This is a genomic window from Falsarthrobacter nasiphocae (assembly GCF_031456275.1).
Taxonomy (GTDB): domain Bacteria; phylum Actinomycetota; class Actinomycetes; order Actinomycetales; family Micrococcaceae; genus Falsarthrobacter; species Falsarthrobacter nasiphocae.
Window position 1 is genome coordinate 1647405 of sequence record NZ_JAVDUI010000001.1, and the last position, 20260, is coordinate 1667664.

The 20260-nt window shown below is 66.7% G+C and carries 26 protein-coding genes and 1 pseudogene; 24 read left to right on the top strand and 3 right to left on the bottom strand.

Annotation, left to right across the window (positions count from 1 at the left end; all coding sequences use genetic code 11):
• The 16 genes and pseudogenes from rpmC to map all read left to right on the top strand — a co-directional run.
• Positions 1 to 225, top strand: a pseudogene (rpmC, locus tag J2S35_RS07435) (50S ribosomal protein L29); the annotation flags it as partial.
• Positions 226 to 239: 14 nt separating this feature from the next.
• On the top strand, positions 240 to 530 hold the full coding sequence (gene rpsQ / locus J2S35_RS07440; RefSeq protein WP_309851688.1) for a 30S ribosomal protein S17: 291 nt from the start codon (positions 240 to 242) through the stop codon (positions 528 to 530).
• Between the two features lie 432 nt (positions 531 to 962).
• Positions 963 to 2153, top strand: a complete 1191-nt coding sequence (locus tag J2S35_RS07445) for an ABC transporter ATP-binding protein (protein ID WP_309851693.1) — start codon at positions 963 to 965, stop codon at positions 2151 to 2153.
• Positions 2154 to 2156: 3 nt separating this feature from the next.
• Positions 2157 to 3872 (top strand): ABC transporter ATP-binding protein, encoded by a 1716-nt coding sequence (locus tag J2S35_RS07450; RefSeq protein WP_309851696.1) that lies wholly within the window; start codon positions 2157 to 2159, stop codon positions 3870 to 3872.
• 200 nt (positions 3873 to 4072) lie between these two features.
• Complete coding sequence (gene rplN / locus J2S35_RS07455; RefSeq protein ID WP_043119386.1) at positions 4073 to 4441, top strand: 50S ribosomal protein L14; 369 nt, start codon at positions 4073 to 4075, stop codon at positions 4439 to 4441.
• Between the two features lie 3 nt (positions 4442 to 4444).
• Positions 4445 to 4804 (top strand): 50S ribosomal protein L24, encoded by a 360-nt coding sequence (gene rplX / locus J2S35_RS07460; protein ID WP_309851704.1) that lies wholly within the window; start codon positions 4445 to 4447, stop codon positions 4802 to 4804.
• Positions 4804 to 5370, top strand: coding sequence for a 50S ribosomal protein L5 (gene rplE / locus J2S35_RS07465; protein WP_309851707.1), 567 nt, complete (start codon positions 4804 to 4806; stop codon positions 5368 to 5370). Before rplX ends, rplE begins: the two co-directional genes overlap by 1 nt.
• A 64-nt stretch (positions 5371 to 5434) precedes the next feature.
• The gene (rpsH, locus tag J2S35_RS07470) at positions 5435 to 5833 is read left to right on the top strand and encodes a 30S ribosomal protein S8 (RefSeq protein WP_309851709.1); all 399 of its coding nucleotides are present in this window, start codon (positions 5435 to 5437) and stop codon (positions 5831 to 5833) included.
• A gap of 27 nt (positions 5834 to 5860) precedes the next feature.
• Positions 5861 to 6397 (top strand): 50S ribosomal protein L6, encoded by a 537-nt coding sequence (gene rplF, locus J2S35_RS07475; RefSeq protein WP_309851712.1) that lies wholly within the window; start codon positions 5861 to 5863, stop codon positions 6395 to 6397.
• A 2-nt stretch (positions 6398 to 6399) separates the two neighbouring features.
• The gene (gene rplR / locus J2S35_RS07480; protein WP_309851714.1) at positions 6400 to 6783 is read left to right on the top strand and encodes a 50S ribosomal protein L18; all 384 of its coding nucleotides are present in this window, start codon (positions 6400 to 6402) and stop codon (positions 6781 to 6783) included.
• Between the two features lie 29 nt (positions 6784 to 6812).
• Positions 6813 to 7502 carry a 30S ribosomal protein S5 gene (gene rpsE, locus J2S35_RS07485; protein WP_309851719.1) on the top strand — a complete coding sequence of 230 codons (690 nt, stop codon included), beginning with the start codon at positions 6813 to 6815 and terminating at the stop codon, positions 7500 to 7502.
• A 2-nt stretch (positions 7503 to 7504) separates the two neighbouring features.
• Positions 7505 to 7711 (top strand): 50S ribosomal protein L30, encoded by a 207-nt coding sequence (rpmD, locus tag J2S35_RS07490; RefSeq protein ID WP_309851721.1) that lies wholly within the window; start codon positions 7505 to 7507, stop codon positions 7709 to 7711.
• 2 nt (positions 7712 to 7713) lie between these two features.
• Positions 7714 to 8178: a 50S ribosomal protein L15 gene (gene rplO, locus J2S35_RS07495; protein ID WP_309851723.1), complete on the top strand. Its 465-nt coding sequence runs from the start codon at positions 7714 to 7716 to the stop codon at positions 8176 to 8178.
• A gap of 224 nt (positions 8179 to 8402) precedes the next feature.
• Positions 8403 to 9719, top strand: coding sequence for a preprotein translocase subunit SecY (secY, locus tag J2S35_RS07500; protein ID WP_309851725.1), 1317 nt, complete (start codon positions 8403 to 8405; stop codon positions 9717 to 9719).
• The gene (locus J2S35_RS07505; RefSeq protein WP_309851727.1) at positions 9716 to 10291 is read left to right on the top strand and encodes an adenylate kinase; all 576 of its coding nucleotides are present in this window, start codon (positions 9716 to 9718) and stop codon (positions 10289 to 10291) included. The genes secY and J2S35_RS07505 overlap by 4 nt, the downstream gene beginning before the upstream one ends.
• A 3-nt stretch (positions 10292 to 10294) precedes the next feature.
• Complete coding sequence (gene map, locus J2S35_RS07510) at positions 10295 to 11122, top strand: type I methionyl aminopeptidase (protein ID WP_309851730.1); 828 nt, start codon at positions 10295 to 10297, stop codon at positions 11120 to 11122.
• A gap of 154 nt (positions 11123 to 11276) precedes the next feature.
• Here the strand turns inward: map and J2S35_RS07515 are convergent, their stop codons facing one another.
• The 3 genes from J2S35_RS07515 to J2S35_RS07525 all read right to left on the bottom strand — a co-directional run bounded on the left by J2S35_RS07515 (position 11277) and on the right by J2S35_RS07525 (position 14446).
• Positions 11277 to 12620, bottom strand: coding sequence for an ABC transporter substrate-binding protein (locus tag J2S35_RS07515; RefSeq protein ID WP_309851732.1), 1344 nt, complete (start codon positions 12618 to 12620; stop codon positions 11277 to 11279).
• Between the two features lie 111 nt (positions 12621 to 12731).
• A complete protein-coding gene (locus J2S35_RS07520) occupies positions 12732 to 13586 on the bottom strand; it encodes a carbohydrate ABC transporter permease (protein WP_309851734.1) in 855 nt (284 codons plus the stop codon).
• Positions 13583 to 14446 (bottom strand): carbohydrate ABC transporter permease, encoded by an 864-nt coding sequence (locus J2S35_RS07525; RefSeq protein ID WP_309853081.1) that lies wholly within the window; start codon positions 14444 to 14446, stop codon positions 13583 to 13585. Before J2S35_RS07525 ends, J2S35_RS07520 begins: the two co-directional genes overlap by 4 nt.
• 527 nt (positions 14447 to 14973) lie before the next feature.
• Here J2S35_RS07525 and infA point away from each other — a divergent pair.
• The 8 genes from infA (at position 14974) to rpsI (ending at position 20239) form a co-directional block, all read left to right on the top strand.
• Positions 14974 to 15195: a translation initiation factor IF-1 gene (gene infA / locus J2S35_RS07530; protein ID WP_309851736.1), complete on the top strand. Its 222-nt coding sequence runs from the start codon at positions 14974 to 14976 to the stop codon at positions 15193 to 15195.
• A 218-nt stretch (positions 15196 to 15413) separates the two neighbouring features.
• Positions 15414 to 15791 (top strand): 30S ribosomal protein S13, encoded by a 378-nt coding sequence (gene rpsM, locus J2S35_RS07535; protein WP_309851738.1) that lies wholly within the window; start codon positions 15414 to 15416, stop codon positions 15789 to 15791.
• A 90-nt stretch (positions 15792 to 15881) separates the two neighbouring features.
• Positions 15882 to 16283 (top strand): 30S ribosomal protein S11, encoded by a 402-nt coding sequence (rpsK, locus tag J2S35_RS07540; protein WP_226337795.1) that lies wholly within the window; start codon positions 15882 to 15884, stop codon positions 16281 to 16283.
• 154 nt (positions 16284 to 16437) lie between these two features.
• A complete protein-coding gene (locus J2S35_RS07545; RefSeq protein ID WP_309851740.1) occupies positions 16438 to 17451 on the top strand; it encodes a DNA-directed RNA polymerase subunit alpha in 1014 nt (337 codons plus the stop codon).
• A 75-nt stretch (positions 17452 to 17526) separates the two neighbouring features.
• Positions 17527 to 17997 (top strand): 50S ribosomal protein L17, encoded by a 471-nt coding sequence (gene rplQ / locus J2S35_RS07550; protein WP_309851742.1) that lies wholly within the window; start codon positions 17527 to 17529, stop codon positions 17995 to 17997.
• A 156-nt stretch (positions 17998 to 18153) separates the two neighbouring features.
• A complete protein-coding gene (gene truA, locus J2S35_RS07555) occupies positions 18154 to 19029 on the top strand; it encodes a tRNA pseudouridine(38-40) synthase TruA (protein ID WP_309851744.1) in 876 nt (291 codons plus the stop codon).
• Between the two features lie 224 nt (positions 19030 to 19253).
• Complete coding sequence (gene rplM / locus J2S35_RS07560) at positions 19254 to 19697, top strand: 50S ribosomal protein L13 (RefSeq protein WP_309851746.1); 444 nt, start codon at positions 19254 to 19256, stop codon at positions 19695 to 19697.
• 38 nt (positions 19698 to 19735) lie between these two features.
• Positions 19736 to 20239, top strand: coding sequence for a 30S ribosomal protein S9 (gene rpsI / locus J2S35_RS07565; RefSeq protein WP_309851748.1), 504 nt, complete (start codon positions 19736 to 19738; stop codon positions 20237 to 20239).
• Positions 20240 to 20260 lie beyond the last annotated feature (21 nt).

Below are 20260 nucleotides of genomic sequence, written 5' to 3' on the forward strand. Positions count from 1 at the left end.
ATGGCTATTGGATCCAAGGATCTTGCCATCAAGGAGCTGACCAGCTTCGACAACGAGCGCCTCACGAAGGAGCTGAAGAAGGCCAAGGAAGAGCTGTTCAACCTGCGCTTCCAGGCCGCGAGCGGTCAGCTGGAGAACAACAGCCGTCTCCGTGCCGTGCGCCGCGACATCGCCCGCATCTACACGGTGCTGCGCGAGCGCGAGCTCAAGATCGTCGAAGACGTCAAGGGAGATGACAAGTGAGCGAAAAGGAAGTCGCAGTGACTGAAGAGTCCACCACTCGCGGTTACCGCAAGACCCGTCGCGGCTACGTCGTCTCCGACAAGATGGAGAAGACGATCACGGTCGAGGTCGAGGACCGCGTGAAGCACGCCCTCTACGGCAAGGTGCTCCGCCGTTCGTCGAAGGTCAAGGCCCACGACGAAGAGAACCAGGCCGGCATCGGCGACCTGGTCCTCATCTCGGAGACCCGCCCGCTTTCGGCAACGAAGCGCTGGCGCCTTGTGGAGATCATCGAAAAGGCTCGCTGATCCCCGCGGTGAGCCGGGACCCCCAGGGTCTCGGATGACCGCACCACAGAGCTGAACGGAGGCCCCCGTTCTGGATTCGTCCAGAGCGGGGGCCTCTCTGCGTCCTCCGTCATAACGGCGAGTCGTCAAAGCGGGCGTGCGTATGATTGACTCCCCTCAACTGGGGAGGGGATTGCCGCAGTGTGTAGACCATCTCGTTCTGGCGCTTGCGCGGCAGCCGTCGTCGCCCTGCAGGTCCTCACGTATGGCGGCCTGACTCTGGCTATTGGGGGTTGCGTGGAGGCCCTCGTAGCCCGCGACGGTGGTGAGCTGTGGGCCTCGGTGGGGGTCGTTACGGCGCTCCTCGCTGTCGACGCCGCTCTCGGAGCAACTTCGGTATACCTCACGAGCTTTGTGGAGGCCGAGGGCGCTCGGTGCCTGTCAACGCGCCTCGTGCGCACGGTACGGCCCCGGTCTGCTGACTACACCACGGCCCTGACCTCGGACGTGTCTAGCGTGGTGCGCCTCGGCGAGTTCGTCCCGCGCGCAGCCCTCCGCATTTGCTTGGGACTCGGTGCGGCGCTCGTCATGTTCGTCTTCCACGTCTGGCTGGGCGTCGTCGCATGCGCAGCGACGGTGGTCGCCTACGGCCTCATGGTGACGGTCAACCGGAGGGTGGCGGCGCGGGTCTCGCACTCCCGAGAAAGCTATGGGATGGCCGTGCGGCGCGCGGAGGAGATCGCCAGCCGGTCCCGCATGATCGCTGGACTCAAAGCGGGCCCCCGCCTCAGCGCGTGGTTCTCCGCGAGCCTGCGAACGTCGCTTGAGCATGACCGTGCGGTCATCCGCACGAACAGCGCCCACATGTCGGTCCAGGAGGCACTCGGGGGAGCGGCGCTCCTCGGCTTCGCGGGGGTGATCTGGGCGCTCACCTCCCGCGGTGCGCTCTCGGTCGGGGAGGCGACGACGGCCATGGTTCTCTTCCCCCGCCTGAGCGATGCCATTCCGTGGGCAGCCCACGTGTTCGTCCTGCTCCAGCCCGCGCGGGAGGCCCGGCGCAGGCTCGCGGCGCTCGACACATCCAACGCGGCGTCGGGTCCGTCCTCGGTGCGCCTGTTCTCAGACACGCCGCTCATTGCGCCCCTGTTCGAGGGGCTCCTCCGCGCCAGGGGATCCGGGGACCCTGGCCTGGCCGCTGCCCTGGAGGCGGCCCATGCCGACGAGGTGCTTCGCAGGTTCGAGCCCGCCGTCGCCCGAGAAACGCGGGATCCAGAGGGGCTCGTCTCGGGCGGGCAGCGCCAGCGACTCCTCCTGGCACACGCGCTGTGGGAGATGTCTGGGAAGCAAAGACGCTATGGTGCCGGGAACGGGGGCGGTCTTCTCGGTGCGCCGGAAGTCGAAAGCGAGTCCGGGCCTGATGTCCCGGAGCTTCGTCTGCACATGATTGGAGCCCTGGACTCGGTCGACGAGCCGACCCGGGAGCGAATCACGACGGCCCTGAGTGCCTGGGAGCGTGTCGTGGTGACGGAGGTGGCGCTGCCTGGAGGCCCCGGCAATCTGACGGGTGACGTTCCGGATGCGGACGCAACCCCGGCTGACCCCGCAGCGACTTGGCTCGAGCCGTCGATGAGAGGGGAGGGGTAGACAGTGTCCTCCCACCCAACGCAGGTCCAGCTCGGGCCGGACGGCCTCCCCTTGGCCACCCCACGCGAGGTCCTCCGCCATCTGGCGATCTTGAGCGGCCCACACCGGCGAGGCGCAATAGCCAGTGCCGTCCTCTCTCTCGCGGCGGGCGTGCTGTTCCTCGTCTTCCCCAGCGTCGTCGGGGAGGTCACGGCCCTGGCGCAGGGCCGCGCACCGCACGTGCCGACGCTCGTCGGTCTTGGGATCGCCGCGTTTGTGCTCAAACCCGTGGTGAGCGCCGCGCAGCAGCGGGCCGCCTCGTCCTTCGGCCTCGCCATCTACGCGGGTCTGAGCGAATACGCCGTCAAACGAGTCATGGGACTGCACCCGAGGGCCGTGGAATGTCTGGGGCCTGAGAAATTCACGGCCCGCTCCGTGCGGGACTGCCGTCGGGTTGGGGACCTCGTGGCGAACGGGCTGCCGTCCATCCTCCTTCTCGCGGCACAGGCACTCTTCAGTCTCGTCTTCCTCGCAGCGCTGGGGCCGTGGTTCCTTGCGCCCATGACGGCCGCCCTGGCTTTGACCGCGGCTGGCCTCGCATGGATGCTTCCCCGGTCGCGCGCGGCTGCAGAACGGGAGGCAACCGCTGATGCGCAGGCGCTCGGCCGTCTTGGCACCCTCGCCACAGGCGGTCGGCGGCTCGAGCAGGCGGGATGGCTTGATCTCGCGCGCGAGGACACCGTCCTGGCCCTCGACAGGAAGGCCGAAGCTCAGGCCCGCGTGCGCGCCGTCCAGACGCGCTTCGCCGTCGTCGAGGGGCTCGCCACGGGCGCCCTCGTCGTCGGCCCCATGATCCTTGCGGCTCTCCTCCCGCAGGGGGCGGGAGCGCTGGGGGCGGACGACGTCGCCCGCGCCGTGGCGCTGGGAGTGGCTTTGCGAGCGGTGATCGGGGAGGCAGTCTTCTGGGTGGACGAGGTGCAGCTGACGCAGCTCGCCTTTCGGCGCATCTTCGGGCTGGAGCATGTGGAGGCGCGCGGCCCTGAGCCGATGAAGGTGCGCGCGTCTGGCCCTGCCATCGCCTGCGACGGCGTCCCGTTTGCGTATCCGGGTGCCCGTGAGGAGACGCTGCGCGGGGTGAGCCTGACTCTACGGCCGGGGGAGCACGCCGCGCTCGTGGGCCTGTCCGGGTCAGGGAAGAGCACACTCCTGCGCATACTGGCCGGGCAATTGGAGCCGACCTCCGGAGAGGTGACTCTTGCCGGGGTCCCCGCAGCGCACGCGATGGACGCGGAGACTCAAGGCCGAGATCTCATGCTCTATGCGTGCCAGGAGCCGTTCTCCTTCGCCGGGACGGTGGGGGAGAACGTTCTGCTGACGCCGGGGGGAGGCTCACTACGGGACAAGGAGCAGGTGCGGGCCCTCATCCGCGAGGCGGGGCTGCACTTGCTTGTGGGGCTCGATCTCGATGCTGACTGCACGTCGGACGATCTCTCGGCCGGGCAGTTGCGGGACCTGGGACTGCTGCGCCTGCTGTGGCGCCCGCCGTTGGTGATCCTCTTCGACGAGACGTTCGCGGGCAAGACGCTGGAGGAGCAGCGGCGGATCCTAGCGGCAATCCCACCTGGGACGGCCTCGCTCAGCGTGGTGCACGACCACACGATCCTGCCGGCCTTCGACATGGTCTTCCGTCTTGATGACGGCGTGGTCGCCGCCGAGCCGATTCGTCCGGCGGGCGTCTGAGGCTGTAGAGTAGAAGATCTGCACGTCTGTGCCCTTTTCGCGCGCCCACTTCTGCCGCGAGGAGCATGGCAGACGGCGGACCCCGTAGCCCCGCTGTTCGGACGCACCTATGTTGCGAGCATGGAATGCGGGTTGCACATATCCGTTCCGCAAGGCTCACGCAGATGGCGTGAGAACCAGCGCGACGACAGGAGTAGACATTGATTCAGCAGGAGTCGCGACTCAAAGTCGCCGACAACACGGGTGCTAAGGAAATCCTCACCATCCGCGTTCTCGGTGGCTCTGGCCGTCGCTACGCAGGCATCGGCGACGTCATCGTCGCCACCGTCAAGGATGCAATCCCTGGCGGAAACGTGAAGAAGGGCGACGTCGTCAAGGCTGTCGTCGTCCGCACCAAGAAGGAGCGCCGCCGTGCGGATGGCTCTTACATCAAGTTCGACGAGAACGCAGCAGTCATCTTGAAGAACGACGGCGACCCCCGTGGCACGCGCATCTTCGGCCCCGTGGGCCGCGAGCTGCGCGACAAGAAGTTCATGAAGATCGTCTCGCTCGCCCCGGAGGTGCTCTAACTCATGGCAAAGATCAAGAAGGGCGATCTCGTCCAGGTGATCACCGGCGCAAAGGCCGAGCGTGGGGGAGACCGCGGCAAGCAGGGCAAGGTCCTCCAGGTCCTTCCCAAGGAGAACCGCGTCCTCGTCGAGGGCATCAACCGCGTCAAGAAGCACGTGCGCGCCGGCCAGACGGCCGCGGGCTCCACGGAAGGCGGCATCATCGAGGTCGAGGCCCCGATCCATGTCTCCAACGTGGCTCTCGTTGACCCCGAGACCAAGAAGCCGACCCGCGTCGGCTACCGACTCGAGACCGTGACGCGCGACGGCAAGCAGAAGACCGTCCGCATCCGCGTCTCCAAGGCCACTGGAAAGGATCTCTGATGTCTGAGACCACCGCAGTCGCGCCGCGCCTGAAGTCCAAGTACGCCGGTGAGATCCGTGAGTCCCTCCAGAGCGAGTTCAACTACGTCAACGTCAACCAGGTCCCCGGCCTGGTCAAGGTTGTCGTGAACATGGGTGTCGGCGACGCCGCCAAGGACTCGAAGCTCATCGAGGGTGCTGTTCGCGACCTCACGGCCATCACCGGCCAGAAGCCGATGGTGACCAAGGCCCGCAAGTCGATCGCCCAGTTCAAGCTCCGCGAGGGTATGCCCATTGGCGCCCACGTGACGCTTCGTGGCGACCGCATGTGGGAGTTCGTCGACCGTCTGGTGACCCTTGCTCTCCCGCGTATCCGCGACTTCCGCGGCCTCTCGGGCAAGCAGTTTGACGGCAACGGCAACTACACGTTCGGTTTGACCGAGCAGTCCATGTTCCACGAGATCGATCAGGACAAGATCGACCGCGTGCGCGGCATGGACATCACGGTTGTCACGACCGCCAAGACCGACGACGAAGGCCGCGCGCTCCTCAAGGCGCTGGGCTTCCCGTTCAAGACCGAGAACTAAACCACTACGTAACAGGTCCGCGCGAACCGCGGAAACCGTTATGAGGAAGGGCTAAGGCCCCGTCATGACCATGACAGATCCCGTCGCAGACATGTTGACGCGTCTGCGCAACGCAAACTCGGCATACCACGAGTCCGTTTCCATGCCGTTCAGCAAGCTGAAGGCACGTGTTGCGGACATCCTCAAGGCCGAGGGTTACATCAAGGACTGGAGCGAGGAAGAGGCTGAGGTCGGCAAGACGCTCACCCTCCAGCTCAAGTTCGGCCCGCAGCGCGAGCGTTCGATTGCCGGCATCCGCCGCATCTCGAAGCCCGGCCTGCGTGTCTACGCGAAGTCGACGAACCTCCCGCACGTTCTGGGCGGCCTCGGCATCGCAATCCTGTCCACGTCCTCCGGTCTCCTCACTGACCGCCAGGCTGCCAAGAAGGGCGTGGGCGGAGAAGTCCTCGCCTACGTTTGGTAATCAGGGAACAAGGGAAAGGAATAAACAATGTCCCGCATTGGACGTCTCCCCATCTCGGTTCCCGCCGGCGTTGAGGTCAAGGTCGAGGGCAACCTCGTCACCGTCAAGGGCCCGAAGGGCACCCTGGAGCACACGGTTGCTTCGCCGATCACGGTCGCGCTGGACGAGAACACCCTCCAGGTGTCTCGCCCCGACGACCAGCGCGAGTCCCGCTCGCTCCACGGCCTCACGCGTTCGCTGATCAACAACCTGATCATCGGCGTGACCCAGGGATACGAAAAGAAGCTCGAGATCGTCGGAACGGGCTACCGCGTCCAGGCCAAGGGCCAGGACCTGGAGTTCGCTCTCGGATACTCGCACCCGATCACCGTCAAGGCTCCGGAAGGCATCACCTTCACGGTCGAGAGCCCGACGAAGTTCAGCGTGTCTGGCATCAGCAAGCAGCAGGTCGGCGAGGTTTCCGCCAACGTGCGCAAGCTCCGCAAGCCGGACCCGTACAAGGGCAAGGGTGTCCGTTACGCCGGCGAGCAGATCCGCCGCAAGGTCGGAAAGGCTGGTAAGTAACCATGGCGATCAACATCAACAAGAAGCGCAACACGAAGAACAAGCAGGCTGCGCGTTCGCGCCGTCAGCTTCGCATCCGCAAGCGCATCGCGGGCACGGCTGCACGGCCGCGTCTCGTCGTCAACCGCTCCGCACGTCACATGTTCGTGCAGGTCGTCGACGACTCCCGCGGCGTGACCGTGGCCTCCGCGTCGACGATGGAAGCCGACCTGCGCGGCTTCGACGGCGACAAGTCGGCCAAGGCCAAGCGCGTCGGTGAGCTCGTTGCCGAGCGCGCAAAGGCTGCGGGCGTCGAGGCGGTCGTCTTCGACCGCGGCGGCAACCGCTACCACGGCCGTGTGGCCGCGGTGGCCGAGGGCGCACGTGAAGGCGGTCTGGCACTGTGAGCGAAGCAACCAACGAAAAGGAAACTCAGGTGACTGAAGCAAACGCTGCTGAGGCAACTGAAGCGGCTACGGCCAACTCCGGCTCCGAGGATCGTCGCGGCGCTCGCCGTGACGGCGGCCGGGGCGGCGAGCGCGGCGGACGTCGTGAGGGTGGCCGTGGTGGCCGCGATTCCCGCGACAGCCGTGGCAACGACGACAAGGACAAGTTCCTTGAGCGCGTCGTGACCATCAACCGTGTCGCCAAGGTCGTCAAGGGCGGCCGGCGTTTCAGCTTCACCGCCCTCGTCGTCGTCGGTGACGGCAACGGCATGGTCGGTGTCGGCTACGGCAAGGCCAAGGAAGTTCCCGCCGCGATCGCCAAGGCGGTCGAGGAGGCCAAGAAGTCCTTCTTCCGGGTCCCCCGCATCGGCGGCACCATCCCGCACATCGTCCAGGGCGAGGCCGCTGCCGGCGTCGTGCTCCTGCGTCCGGCATCGCCGGGTACCGGTGTTATCGCCGGTGGTCCCGTCCGCGCCGTGCTCGAGTGCGCTGGCATCCACGACGTCCTCTCGAAGTCGCTGGGTTCCTCGAACGCGATCAACATCGTCCACGCGACGGTCGCGGCGCTCCAGGGCCTCGAGGAGCCGGCAGCTGTTGCCGCGCGCCGCGGGCTTGCCCTCGACGAGGTCGTTCCCGCGTCCATCCTTCGGGCGATGCAGAACGAAAAGGCAGGTGCGTGACCATGGCTAAGCGACTGGTCGCAAACGACGCGAACATCGAGATCACTCAGATTCGTTCCGGCATCGGCGGAAAGCAGAACCAGCGCGACACGCTGCGGTCGCTCGGCCTCAAGCACATCGGTGACACCGTTGTGCGCAAGGCTGACGCCGTGACGGTCGGCATGGTCAACACTGTTTCCCACCTCGTGCAGGTCGAGGAGGCGAAGTAACAATGGCAGAGAACACCACTGAGCACGCGCTCAAGGTGCACCACCTCCGTCCGGCGCCTGGAGCCAAGAAGGCCAAGACCCGCGTGGGTCGTGGCGAGGGCTCCAAGGGCAAGACGGCTGGCCGCGGCACCAAGGGCACGAAGGCTCGTTACCAGGTCAAGGCCGGGTTCGCAGGCGGGCAGCTTCCGCTGCACATGCGCCTTCCGAAGCTTCGCGGCTTCAAGAACCCGTTCCGTGTCGAGTTCCAGGTGGTCAACCTTGACCGCATCCAGGAGCTCTTCCCGGAGGGCGGCACCATCACGGTCGACGATCTCGTCGCCAAGGGTGCCGTGCGCAAGAACGAGCTCGTCAAGGTCCTCGGATCCGGCGAGATCAACGTCAAGGTCGACGTGAAGGTTCACGCCTTCTCCGCTTCGGCTGAGCAGAAGATCACCGCCGCTGGCGGCTCGATCACCGGCGAGCTCTAAACAGAGCCTCCGGTCCCGGCTCGCCGGGCGAAGCACTGCGACCCCCGCTCCTCGTCTCATGAGGAGCGGGGGTCGTCCTTGCATCCGGGCAACGACAGTTATCCCCAGAGTGAAAGCGCCCCTGGGGCAGGCCCGGTAGACTACTTGTCTTGGGTCCGTGCCAGGCACGGGCACCCTACTGGAGCGGCCGTGTCCGCCACCTGTTTTACGTCTGAGGAGGACGCTTGCTGACCGCTATCGGCCGTGCATTCCGAACGCAGGACTTGCGCCGCAAGCTCTTGTTCACGCTGTTGATCCTTGCGATCTACCGGCTGGGTGTCTTCATCCCCGCGCCGGGCGTGAGCTACGAGAACGTGCAGCAGTGCCTGAACATGAATGTCACCCAGGGCGGCGCTTACCAATTCGTCAACCTGTTCTCCGGCGGAGCGCTCCTTCAAGTCTCGATCTTCGCGCTCGGCATCATGCCGTACATCACGGCGAGCATCATCGTTCAGCTTCTGCGCGTCATCATCCCTCGCTTCCAGGAGCTCCATGAGGAGGGGCAGACGGGCCAGGCGAAGCTGACCCAGTGGACGCGGTACCTGACCATTGCGCTCGGCATCCTCAATGCAACGACGCTCATCACCACGGCCCGCACTGGTGCGCTCTTCAACCACCAGTGCCCCCTGCCCGTGATCCCCAACGATGACATCGTGACGATCCTCCTCATGATCATCACGCTGACTGCGGGTACGGCCCTCATGATGTGGATGGGCGAGCTCATCACGGAGCGGGGCGTCGGCAACGGCATGTCGCTGCTGATCTTCATCTCCATCGCCTCCGGCTTCCCTGCGGCCATGGACGCCATCATCAAGGCCAAGGGCTGGGGCGTCTTCACACTCGTCCTCGTCATCGGCCTGGCCATCGTCGTGGGCGTCGTGTTCGTCGAGCAGTCGCAGAGGCGCATCCCGGTCCAGTACGCCAAGCGCATGATCGGGCGCCGGTCCTACGGTGGCACGACGACCTACATCCCGCTCAAGGTCAACATGGCGGGCGTCATCCCGGTCATCTTCGCTTCGTCGATGCTGTACCTGCCGTCGCTCCTTGCGCAGTTCAACACGCCCACCGGTCCCGGTGAGACTCCGCCGGGATGGGTTCAGTGGATCAACACCTACCTTGTCCGCGGTGACCACCCCGTGTACATGGCCGTGTACTTCCTCCTCATCATCTTCTTCACGTACTTCTACGTCACGATCACGTTCAACCCCGACGAGGTTGCCGACAACATGACGAAGTACGGAGGGTTTATCCCCGGCGTGCGTGCGGGCCGACCCACGGCCCAGTACCTCTCGCACGTCATCAGCCGGATCACTCTGCCGGGTGCTCTGTACCTGGGTCTGATCGCGGCTGTGCCTCTCGTCGCCCTTGTGTGGGTCGGCGCTAATCAGAACTTCCCGTTCGGCGGCACGTCGATCCTCATCATGGTCGGCGTCGGACTGGAAACCGTCAAGCAGATCGACGCGCAGCTCCAGCAGCGTCATTACGAAGGGTTGTTGCGATGACACGCATGCTCATCATCGGTCCGCCTGGGTCCGGCAAGGGAACCCAGGCTGCACGGATCACGGATTCGCTCGGCATCGTCGCCATTTCCACGGGTGACATCTTCCGCTTCAACGTCAAGGAGGGCACCCCCCTCGGCGTCGAGGCGAAGAAGTACATCGACGCGGGAGACTTCGTCCCCGATTCCGTGACGAACTCGATGGTCGCGGATCGCCTGGCTCAGGACGACGTCGCCGACGGCTTCCTCTTGGACGGCTACCCCCGCACGCGCGGGCAGGTCGACGCCCTCGACGCGATGCTTGAGAAGCTCGGCACGAAGCTCGACATTGTTCTCCAGCTCACGGCCGACAACGAGGAGCTCGTCAAGCGTCTCCTCGGTCGTGCTGAGCAGGAGGGACGGGCGGACGACACGGCTGAGGTCATTGAGCACCGCCTCGCGCTCTACGCCAAGGAGACCAAGCCGCTCGTGGACGTCTACCGGGATCGCGGTCTGCTCGTGCAGGTCGACGGCTTGGGCGAGATCTCAGAGGTCACGGCTCGGATCCTCGCGGCGCTCCGCGAGCACGGCGCGTAGCCGATGTTCGGCCGGCAGCGGATCGAGTACAAGACCGACGACCAGATTCTCTCCATGCGCCGCGCCGGGCTCGTCCTGGCCGAGGCGCTCGACGCGGCCGTGGCGGCTGTGCGGCCCGGCATCACCACCGCAGACCTCGACGGAGTCTTCCGGGGCGTCCTCGACGCGCACGGTGCCCAGAGCAACTTCCTGGGCTACCACGGGTTCCCTGCCACGATCTGCGTCTCCGTCAATGAGGAAGTGGTCCACGGCATCCCCGGCGGGCGCGTCCTCGAGGAGGGCGACATCCTCTCCATTGACGGCGGCGCGATCGTCAACGGGTGGCATGCGGACTCCGCGCGCACGGTCATCGTCGGCGAGGGGGACCCGGAGGACCGGAGGCTCTCTCAGGTCACCGAGGACGCCATGTGGCAGGGGATCGCGGCGCTGGCCAGCGCCTCGCATGTCGGCGACATCGGAGATGCGATCGACGACTTCGTCTCCTCGCAGCCCGGCGCTCCGCTCGGCATCCTGGAGGACTATGTCGGCCACGGCATCGGCACCGCGATGCATCAGCCGCCTGACGTCCTCAACTACCGGACGGGCCACAAGGGCGCCAAGGTGCGCCCGGGCCTGTGCCTGGCGATCGAGCCGATGCTCGTCCGCGGCGGCATCGACACGGTGACGCTGGATGACGACTGGACCGTGGTCACCACGGACGGCTCCCGCGCCTCGCAGTGGGAGCACACGGTCGCCGTGCACAGCCGGGGGATCTGGGTCCTCACGGCGCACGACGGCGGGGCCGCCCGGCTCAAGCCGCTGGGCGTGACGCCCGTGCCCCTGTCGGAGTAAAGGACGCCCCCAGCAGGAAGCCGCCCGCCACGGCGGCACCAGGAAGGCCCCGACCATACGGTCGGGGCCTTCTCCTCTCTGCGGTCGGGGCCTTCAGACCCCGCCGCGCCTCGCGGAGGCGCGCTCAGCCGTGGCCCGTCCACCGCATGCGCGCTCAGCCGAGCCGCGGCTTGAGCTCCTTGTTGTAGATGCCCTCCAGCTTCGTGGAGAGGGCGTCAAGGTTGGGCTGCGGGTCCGAGTCCGCCGTGAGCATGCCCTGGAGGGCCTTGGCGAGCTCGAGGTCGCCGCCCGGGAGGAACACGCGCGCGTCGTCCTGGGGGCGCGTCTTCTCCAGCTGGTCGATGGCGATCTTGAGCTGGGGGGTGGCCTGAATGGCGTCCTTCATGTCAGCTGAGGTCCGCGTCGGAAGGTAGCCGGTGGCCTTGGAGAACGCGGCGGCATTCTCGGCGTTGGTGAGGAACTTGATGAACATCGCGGCGGCGAGCTGGCGCTCGGGGGAGGCCTTCGCGTTGATCGCGACGCCGGCGCCGCCCGTGGGGACGATCTTGTCCGTCTCCTTCGGCCCGCCGGGAAGGAAGCCCACGCCCACGTTGAACGTCGCGGCGGAGAGGATGCCCTTGAGGGAGCCCGTCGACGCGACGACGGTGGAGGTGGCGCCGGACGTGAAGAGGTCGGCCGGCTCGCCGGAGCCGATGGCGGCCCACTTGTCCCCGTGGATGGCCTTCTGAAGGAAGGACACGGCCTCCTTGGTCTCAGGGGACTTCGTGAGGGCGAAGTCCCCATCCTTGGAGAACCCGCCCCCGTAGCCCCAGATGACATTCTGGAGGGTCCACGCGTTGTAGCTCTCGGCGTCCGGGACCGTGAACACCTGCTGGGCCTTCGTGCTGGCGGCCTTGAGCTTCGGGGCCCACTCGGCGAGCTCCTGCCACGTCTTCGGGGCGCGGTCTGGGAGGCCGGCGGCCTTGAAGTGGTCCTTGTTGTAGTAGAAGACCGGGGTGGAGCGGGAGTACGGCACACCGTAGTGCTTGCCCTTGTAGTTGTAGTCCTCGAGGAGGGCCGTGCGGAAGTCCTCGACGTCGAACTTCTGGCTCGCGAAGAGGTCGTCCAGCGGGATGATCTGCTTGTTGAGGAAGTACTTGAACCAGGTCGCGTCCGAGGCCACGACGACGTCGCCCGCGTTGCCGCTCGCATAGGCCGTGTTGAACTTCTGGTACACCTCCTCGTAGTTCTTTCCGGCGGTGATGAGCTTGACCTTGATGCCCGGGTTGGCCTTCTCGAACGCTGCGATGATCGACTTCTCGATCTCGCTGGACTGGCCGGGGTGGTTGCTCCAGAACTGGATCTCGCTTGCGGGCTTGACCCCCTCGAGGCTCGCGGCCGTGGGAGCGGCGGAGGAGCCCCCGCCGGACGTGGAGGGGCCTCCACATGCGGAGAGGAAGGCGGCGGCGGCGCCGGCGGCGCTGAGCGACAAGACGGTGCGTCGGGTGACGTTCTTCATGGTGTGTCCTTCGGTGGGAGGGGTGAACTGCTGGGTGCGCATGGAGCCTGGAATCGGGTTGAGGTCGACGACGGCGGCCGCGGTCCGCCAGGCCGCCGTCGGGCAGGGCAATCAGCCGGTGACTGACCCGCGCGTGAGTCCAGCGACGATATTGCGCTGGAGGAGGGTGAAGACGACGAGGACGGGCACGATCACGAGCACCGCGCCGGCCATGAGGATGCCGTAGCCGCCGGCCGAGGACTCGGCGGACTGCAGGTAGGCGAGCCCCACGGGGAGGGTCATGTTCTGGGGGTCGTTCGTGATGACGAGGGGCCAGAGGTAGTCGTTCCACTCGTTGACGAGTGTCACGAGGGTGACGGTCGCGATGGTCGGGAGGGAGACGGGGGCCGCGATCTGGAAGAGGCGCCGGAGGTGGCTCGCGCCGTCGAGCTCAGCGGCCTCCATGACCGAGGCCGGGATGCTCAGGAACTGCTGCCTCAAGAGGAAGGTGCCGAATGCCGTGCCCAGGCCCGGCAGGATGATGCCCCAGAGCGTGTTGACGCCGCCCATGCTTGAGATGAGCTGGTAGTTCGGGAGCATCGACACCTGAGGCGGCACCATGAGGGCCACGAGGATCAGCGCGAAGATGACGCCTTTGAACCGGACGTTGATGAACACGAGCGCGTAGGCCGTGGTCAGCGCCAGGAAGACCTTGATGGCTGTGCCGATGGCCGTGACGGCGAGGGAGTTGAGCAGGAGGCGGCCGAGCGGGACGTGGCCGGAGACCTTCCTGTAGTTGTCCATCGTCCACTCCGAGGGCAGGAGGTGAGGCATCAGCGTGACGATGTCCTTCGCGGGCATGAAGGACCCGAACACCATGATGAGCAGCGGCAGGACGATGATGAGGACCGCCAGCCCGAGGGCGAGGTACGTGCCTACGAGGCCGGGAGTGCGGCTGGGCGCCGCCATGCGTGCGGAACGGCTCATGAGTAGTGCACCTTCTTCTCGACGAAGCGCAGCTGGGCGAGGGTGACGACGAGGAGGACGACGAAGAGGACCACGGAGATCGCCGCCGAGTAGCCCGCACGGCCCGGGCCGCCGAACACCTGGATGTAGCTCTCGAAGATGAGCGTGTTGACCCCGTCGCCGGAGGGCTTGATGGTCCGCAGCAGGTCGAAGGCCTGGAGCGAGTTGAGCAGGGTGGTCACGAGGAGGAAGAACGTCGTGGGGCTGAGCAGCGGCAGCGTGATGGAGAAGAAGCCCCGGGCGGGAGAGGCCCCGTCGAGGGCCGCGGCGTCGAGGACGTCCTGGTTGATGCCCTGCAGCCCGGCGAGGTACACGAGCGCGCAGTAGCCCGCGTTCTTCCACACGTAGACGATGATCACCATGAGGAGCGACAGGTCCGGGTTGAGGATCCACTGGGGAGACGCGAAGCCCAGGACCCGCATGACCTGCGCCAGGAGGCCATACGTCGGGTTGAAGACGAAGAGAGCCACGAGGCCGACACCGACGCCGGAGAGGACGTAGGGCGCGAACACGGTGGCGCGGAAGAAGCCCTGGCCGCGCACCTTTGAGTTGAGCAGCAGGGCCAGGGTGAGGCCGAGCACCATGGAGCCGCCCACGGTGGCCGCGGTGAAGATGGCGGTGCGGCGCCAGACGTCCTGGCCGGACTCGCTCGTGAAGAACTCGACGTAGTTGCCGAGCCCGATCCGGGTCGCTGAGTCCGAGCCGAATGGCCAGTCGAGCGTGGAGAAGCCGATGTTCTGCACGAGCGGCACATACGTGAACGCGACGATGAGCGCGAGGTTCGGGAGGACGAACGAGGCGAACGTGAGCCAGGCGGCCATCGTGCGGCGGCCCGGGGAGCCGGAGAGCCGGCGAGGCCGCGGGCGCTGCGACGGTCGAGCTGGCTGCTCGGCCCGCGAGGGCGCCGGGCGCCTCGGAGGTGCGGAGGTGGAAGCCACGGGTGTGCTCCTGAAGACGAGATCGCGCGGCCGGGGGCTCCGCTGGCGGAATGCGGGCGGGTGTGGGTCAGCCCGCCGGGGCGGCGCCGAGTGGCGCGCCAGGATGTATCTCATCACCTGTGGGAGGGGGGCTAGGGGGGATTCGGGGCCAGGAACGGAGTGTTCACGCAGAGTTCCAGCGCGGGTCAGGTGCGCGACGCCGGGGCAGCCCCTCCCGTCCACCGCGGGCCAGCGGGGGTGGCTTGCGGGGTGGCCATGGGATATAGTGAGACGTTGGGTGTCTCTCCGTGAAGTCTGGCGTGCGCGTGCGTGCGTCCGAACGCGGCTTACGGCACCCCGCGCTGCGGCCCCGGCTGGAGCGCGAACCCCAGGGCGGCCTGAGCCGCCAAACCCCAACGTTAGCGGAGGACATGGCCAAGAAGGACGGCGTCATTGAGACCGAGGGCACGGTAACCGAGGCTCTCCCCAACGCGATGTTCCGCGTTGAACTGAGCAACGGGCACATCGTGCTGGCCCACATCTCAGGCAAGATGCGGCAGCACTACATCCGCATCCTCCCGGAGGACCGGGTCGTCGTGGAGCTCAGCCCCTACGACCTCAGCCGCGGCCGGATCGTCTACCGCTACAAGTAGGCAGCGTTCGGCCTGAAGGCCGAGTGCTGCGCACCCGGGCCGAACGCCCGCTGGCCATGAGCCAGCCCGTTCGCCGCCCACGCGTCGTATCACCATTCAAGGCAAGACAGTGTTGGAGCGCGTCAACACACACCCCCGGTGCGGAGGCCGGGGCCGGATCCACGGATCCGGATGTCTTGCTACACACCTCCGTTTGAACAACCAAGGAGGACTGCCATATGGCACGTCTGGCTGGCGTTGACATCCCGCGCGAGAAGCGGGTCGTCATTGCGCTTACTTACATCTACGGCGTGGGCAAGACCCGTGCAGAGCAGACGCTCGCGGAGACGGGCATTTCCCGCGACATCCGCGTGAAGGATCTGACGGACGAGCAGCTCGTTCAGCTCCGCGACTACATTGAGGGCAACTTCAAGGTCGAGGGCGACCTCCGCCGCGAGGTCTCCGCCGATATCCGCCGCAAGGTCGAGATCGGCTCCTACGAGGGCCTCCGCCACCGCCGCGGCCTTCCCGTGCGCGGCCAGCGCACCAAGACCAACGCTCGTACCCGCAAGGGCCCGAAGCGCACCGTCGCAGGCAAGAAGAAGGCCGGCCGCTGATCCTCCCCGTCGTGTCACCCCTCGCTCGAGGGATGACCACGGTGATGGACCAGGCAGTCGCACCAAGACCCAAGATTTCGTAGGAGAGATATGCCCCCGAAGACCCGCGCAGCGGTCCGCAAGCCGCGCCGCAAGGACAAGAAGAACATCTCGATGGGCCAGGCGCACATCAAGAGCACGTTCAACAACACGATCGTCTCGATCACGGACACCACCGGTGCCGTCATCTCCTCGTCCTCCTCGGGCGAGGTCGGCTTCAAGGGTTCGCGCAAGTCGACCCCGTACGCCGCTCAGATGGCCGCCGAGTCCGCAGCCAAGAAGGCTCAGGATCACGGCGTCCGCAAGGTCGACGTCTTCGTCAAGGGCCCGGGCTCGGGCCGCGAGACGGCGATCCGCTCCCTCCAGGCCACGGGCCTTGAGATCGGCACGATCCAGGACGTCACGCCGAGCGCTCACAACGGCTGCCGCCCGCCGAAGCGCCGCCGCGGCTAGTTTCCTCAGTCCGTGTCACCCGCCGGTGTCCTCAACCCTGACAGCCAGGGCTGAGCCCGGCGGGTGATGCGCCCGCCAGACGGTGCCACGCCGTCAGACCTTTCCACCACTTGTGTTGCGTCATATAGCGGACGCACGCCGAAAGGAAGACCACGTGCTCATTGCACAGCGCCCCACGCTGACTGAAGAAGTCGTGTCAGAGAACCGTTCGCGGTTCACCATCGAGCCGCTCGAGCCCGGCTTCGGCTACACGCTCGGAAACTCCCTCCGCCGCACCCTGCTCTCCTCGATCCCGGGGGCCGCTGTCACGAGCATCCGCCTGGACGGCGTGCTCCACGAGTTCAGCACTGTCGAGGGTGTCAAGGAGGACGTCACCGAGATCGTCCTCAACATCAAGAACCTGTCGGTCTCGTCTGAGCACGACGAGCCCGTCGTCGCCTACCTGCGCAAGCAGGGCCCCGGCGTCGTCACGGCAGCGGACATCGCGCCGCCCGCCGGCGTCGAGATCCACAACCCGGACCTGCACATCGCGACCCTCAACGACAAGGGCCGCTTTGAGCTGGAGATCACCATCGAGCGCGGCCGCGGCTACGTCTCGGCGGCTCTCAACAAGTCCGCAGATCAGGAGATCGGCCGCATCCCGGTTGACTCGATCTACTCGCCCGTTCTCAAGGTGACGTTCCGCGTCGAGGCGACTCGCGTCGAGCAGCGGACCGACTTCGACAAGCTCATCGTCGACGTCGAGACCAAGGCCGCCATCTCCCCGCGGGACGCCATCGCCTCGGCGGGCTCCACCCTCGTGGAGCTGTTCAGCCTGGCTCGCGAGCTGAACACCGCCGCTGAGGGCATCGAGATCGGCCCGAGCCCCGTGGACCAGTCCGCGCAGGCAGACCTGGCGCTGCCCATCGAGGAGCTTGAGCTCTCGGTGCGCTCGTACAACTGCCTCAAGCGTGAGGGCATCCACTCGGTTGGCGAGCTTGTCTCCCGCTCCGAGGCAGACCTCATGGACATCCGCAACTTCGGTGCCAAGTCCATCGACGAGGTCAAGGACAAGCTCGTTGAGCTCGGCCTCGCCCTCAAGGACTCGCCTCCAGGGTTCGATCTCGCCGCTCGTGCGCAGGAGATCGAAGAGGAATCGGTCTTCAGCAACAACGACGAGCTCCAGTAGACGGCCTGCTCGACGCCACCACATCGGTTTCCCGGGCGCTGAGGCGCCTCGCGGAGTACAACAAGGAGAAATACCATGCCTACGCCCACTAAGGGTCCCCGCCTCGGAGGCGGACCGGCGCACGAGCGTCTCATGCTCGCGAACCTTTCCGCCCAGCTCTTCGAGCACAAGCGCATCACGACGACCGTGACGAAGGCCAAGCGCCTTCGCCCCGTCGCCGAGCGCTTCATCACGTTCGCCAAGCGCGGCGACCTGGCGGCTCGCCGCCGCGTTCTCCGCTCGATCTCCGACAAGCTCGTCGTTCGCGAGCTCTTCGACGAGATCGCTCCGGCCATGGCGCAGCGCGAGGGCGGCTACACGCGCATCACGAAGATCGGCAACCGCGCGGGCGACAACGCCCCCATGGCGGTCATCGAGCTCGTTCTCGAGCCCGTGTCCCCGAAGCAGGCTGTGGTCCGCGAGGCGTCCAACGCCACGAAGGCTGCCGCTGAGAAGCCTGCCGAGCAGAACGCCGAGCAGCCGGCTGAGGCCACCGAGGCCGAGTAGCACGTGCTCTCGGCGGCCTGACGCCGCCGTCCCGCCCGAAGGCGCGTTTCGTCCCAGACGGAGCGCGCCTTCGGCGTCTGCGCTTCGAGCCCATGCCTCCCTGCTCGGACTCGCCCGCACACCACCCCGCCCCGGAGACCTCATGAGGAGGATCGCGTGATTCGGATCGCGCTCACGCTCGGCTACGACGGCACCGAGTTCCACGGCTGGGCCCGCCAGCCGGGCCTGCGCACCGTCCAGGAGACCCTGGAGGACGCTTTGGAGATGATCGTGCGCGCGCCCGTCCGCGTCGTGGTGGCCGGCCGCACGGATGCTGGTGTCCACGCGCGGCACCAGGTGGTCCACTTCGACCTCACGGAGGAGCAGGCCGGGCGCGTGATCGGACGTTCACCGGACGGTCTCGAGGCGGCTCTCGTGCGGCGGCTCGACGGGACCTTGGCGCGGGTCCTCGGGTCACTCCGCGGCTCCGTCGTCGTCCAGAGGGCAGCGCAGGCGCACCCGGCGTTTGACGCCCGCTTCTCGGCGCTGGACCGGACCTACTCCTACCGCATCGCCGACGACCGGAGCGCGTGGGACCCCGTCAGCCGGCACACGGCCTGGTGGGTGCCCGAGCGGCTCGACATTGACGCCATGGCCTCGGCTGCTCGCCTGCTCGCGGGCGTCCATGACTTCGCCTCCTTCTGCAAGCCGAGGGAAGGGGCGACGACGATCCGCGGCGTCACGTCGGCCGCCGTGGGGCGCGGTGCGGACGGCCTCGTCCAGGTGAGGATCACCGCGGACGCGTTCTGTCATCACATGATCAGGATGATCGTGGCGGCCCTCGCCGTCGTCGGCCGGGGGGAGAGCGGACCTGAGCGGATCGCGGCACGGCTCGCGGGGCAGTGGCAGGGGCCCGTGCCCGCCATGGCGCCGCCGCACGGTCTGGTTCTGGAGGGGATTTCCTACCCGCCGGACGCCGAGCTGGCGGCCCGCAATGCCGTCACGCGCGCCCTGCGGACGCCCGACTTGGGCGGAAGTGGGGGAGTGCGGTAAGATGGAGAGTCGTTGTGCGTGTCCTGTTTCGGCAGAACCTCCGCCGGTGGCCCAGTTGCAGGGTCGTGTAGCCGTGGCGGATCGGTGCCGTTAGCCAGGGTGCGGCGGCGGGCTCAGTCCTCACCTGAGTTCGCGGACGTCCTACGCACTGATCGAAGCGATCTCAGCCTCGGGTCCTCTCACGGGCCCGCGGCCACCGTCAACAACAACGTAAGGCAATAACTGTGCGTACGTACACTCCGAAGCCCGGCGACGCAGACCGCCAGTGGCACGTCATCGACGCCACTGACGTCGTTCTCGGCCGTCTTGCCACCCACACCGCGACCCTGCTGCGCGGTAAGCACAAGCCGACCTTTGCTCCCCACCAGGACATGGGCGACTTCGTCATCATCATCAACGCCGAGAAGGTTGCCCTCACCGGCTCCAAGCTCGAGCAGAAGCGGGCCTACCGCCACTCGGGTTACCCGGGCGGCCTCTCGTCGATGAACTACACCGAGATGCTTGCCAAGCACCCGACTCGCGCCGTCGAGAAGGCTGTTCGCGGCATGCTCCCGAAGAACAAGCTCAACGACGTCTTCATGTCCAAGCTCAAGGTCTACGCGGGTCCCACGCACCCGCACGCTGCTCAGCAGCCCAAGGCCTTTGAGATCACCCAGGTCGCTCAGTAGTCCTGGCCACCCAGTAACCAGAGAATCAAGGAGACACCGTGGCTCAGAACACTGAAGAGCTCGTAGAGAACACCGAAGAGCAGCTGACCAGCTACACGTCCGAGTCCCCGGAGCAGTCCGCCTCGGCAGCCAAGCGCGAGCGCGGCGAGCTGACGGTCGGCGGCGGGGCCGTTGGGCGCCGCAAGCAGGCTATCGCCCGCGTCCGCCTCGTGCCCGGCTCGGGCCAGTGGAAGATCAACGGCCGCGAGCTGGCTGACTACTTCCCGAACAAGCTGCACCAGCAGGATGTCAACGAGCCGTTCAAGCTCCTTGAGCTTGATGGCGCGTACGACGTCCTCGCCCGCATCGACGGCGGCGGCCCCTCCGGCCAGGCCGGCGCGCTTCGCCTGGGCATTGCCCGTGCCCTCAACGAGATCGACCGGGAGAACAACCGCCCGGCGCTCAAGAAGGCCGGCTACCTGACGCGCGACGCTCGCGTCATCGAGCGCAAGAAGGCAGGCCTCAAGAAGGCCCGCAAGGCTCCGCAGTACTCGAAGCGCTAAATCCTCGCGCTTCACAGGAAG